At 62.9% G+C, this 1,888-nt stretch carries 2 protein-coding genes; one reads left to right on the forward strand and one right to left on the reverse strand.

What is annotated here, in order from left to right; all coding sequences use genetic code 11:
- Positions 1-1,013 (reverse strand): CaiB/BaiF CoA transferase family protein (locus B3Q33_RS10540; protein WP_286827519.1); only part of this gene is annotated, 1,013 nt, incomplete at its 3' end.
- Positions 1,014-1,169: 156 nt separating this feature from the next.
- Here B3Q33_RS10540 and trmH point away from each other — a divergent pair.
- A complete protein-coding gene (gene trmH, locus B3Q33_RS10545; RefSeq protein WP_035247792.1) occupies positions 1,170-1,871 on the forward strand; it encodes a tRNA (guanosine(18)-2'-O)-methyltransferase TrmH in 702 nt (233 codons plus the stop codon).
- Positions 1,872-1,888 lie beyond the last annotated feature (17 nt).

Consider the following 1,888-nt stretch of genomic DNA (forward strand, 5'->3'; position numbering starts at 1 on the left):
CCCCGGGCCTGGAAATGGGGGTCGTTGAACATGTCGGCCACGGAGTAGATGGGTCCGGCGGGGACCCGGGCCTCTTCCAGCAGAGTCAGTACTTGCTCGCTGGGCAGGCTGCGACACCAGCTGTCCAGGGCCGTGTCGATCTCTGTCTCGTGTTCCACCCGACCGGCGTTACTGGCCATGGCCGGGTTGTCTGCCATATCCGGCCGGCCGGCGGTGGTCATCAGGCGTTTGAAGATGGAATCGCCATTGCCGCCGATCACCACGAACTTGCCGTCGGTACAGCGGTAGGTATTGGTGGGGACGATGCCGGTGACGGTGGAACCCGCTGGTTCGCGAATCACTCCGGCGCCATCAAATTCGGGGATCACGCCCTCCAGCAGGTTGAAGACGGATTCATAGAGGGCCACATCCACCACCTGGCCCTTGTCGCTCTTTTGCCGCTCAAACAGGGCCAGCAGAATCCCCAGGGCCGCGTGCAGGCCGGCGATGGTGTCGCCCAGGGACAGGTTGGGGCGTACCGGACGTTCGCCGGGGAACCCATTCACGTACCGCAGCCCGCCGATGCCCTCGCAAACCGACGCATAGCCGGGCTTGCTGGCATAGGGGCCGGTCTGGCCATAGCCGGAGATGCGGGTGTAGATCAGCCCCGGGTTGTCCTCGGCGAAGCTGTCTGGTCCCAGGCCCCAGTTTTCCATGGTGCCGGGGCGGAAGTTCTCGATCACCACATCGGCGTTGCTCATCAGCTTGCGTGCCAGCGCCTTGCCTTGATCGGATTTCAGATCCAGGGTCACGGATTTCTTGTTGCGCCCCAGGCTGCGCCACCAGTAGGAGGTGCCATCTTCATCCAGTTTGCGCCAGCCGCGTATGGGGTCGCCGCCGGGCGGTTCCACCTTCACCACATCGGCGCCGAAATAGGCCAGCAGGGTGCCGGTAAAGGGGCCAGCCAGCAGCTGGCCCAGTTCGATAACACGGACACCGTCCAACGGCAGGCGGCGGGATGAGAGTTCGGGCATGGGGTCTCCGCGGTGGTTCATTCAGTGAGTCGAAAGCCTAACGGATTCGGTCTGCCAGGGGCAGGGGGCTGGGTGACGCCTGCGGGTTGTCGAGCGGTGAATTTTGTCATCCGGGCTCGGGCCTATACAATCCGCGGCCAGCCATGAGGAAAGCCCATGACCCCGGAACGTTATCATCGTATCTGCGACACCCTGGATCGCCGCCAGCCTGATCTCACTGTGATCATGGATGGAGTCCACAAGCCCCACAATATCGCTGCCATTGTGCGCACCTGCGATGCGGTGGGCATTCTTGATGTGCACGCCATTCTGCCCAATAACCGGGCCCGCATGGCCGCTGGTACTGCCATGGGCTCCCAGCGCTGGGTGCAGGTGCACAAGCGTGACGAGAGCAGCAGTGTGATTCGTGAATTGCAGGGGCAGGGCGTTCAGGTGCTGGCGGCCCATTTGTCCGATACCGCAGTGCCCTATCGGGAAGTGGATTACACCCGGCCCACCGCCTTGCTGCTAGGCACTGAAAAGTTTGGTGTCAGCGATGAAGCGGCGGCGGCGGTGGACCAGCACGTGGTCATTCCGATGATGGGCATGGTGGAATCGTTCAACGTGAGCGTGGCAGCGGCCATTATTCTGGCGGAAGCCTGTGAGCAACGTCGCGCCAAAGGCTTCTATGACCAGCCGCGTATTGAGGCGGCCCGCTATAGCGAGCTGCTGTTCCGCTGGGGCCACCAGAAAATTGCCCGTCTCTGTGATGCCGAGGGTATTCCCTATCCGGCGCTGGACGACGAGGGGCAGGTGAAGGACAGTGCCGCGCTCACGGCACTGTTGCGACAGAGGCACTCACCGGACCCAGAGGTATAGCCTTGGGCGCGTGACTG

The sequence above is a fragment of the Alcanivorax sp. UBA3183 genome (assembly GCF_002364155.1).
Taxonomy (GTDB): domain Bacteria; phylum Pseudomonadota; class Gammaproteobacteria; order Pseudomonadales; family Alcanivoracaceae; genus Alcanivorax; species Alcanivorax jadensis.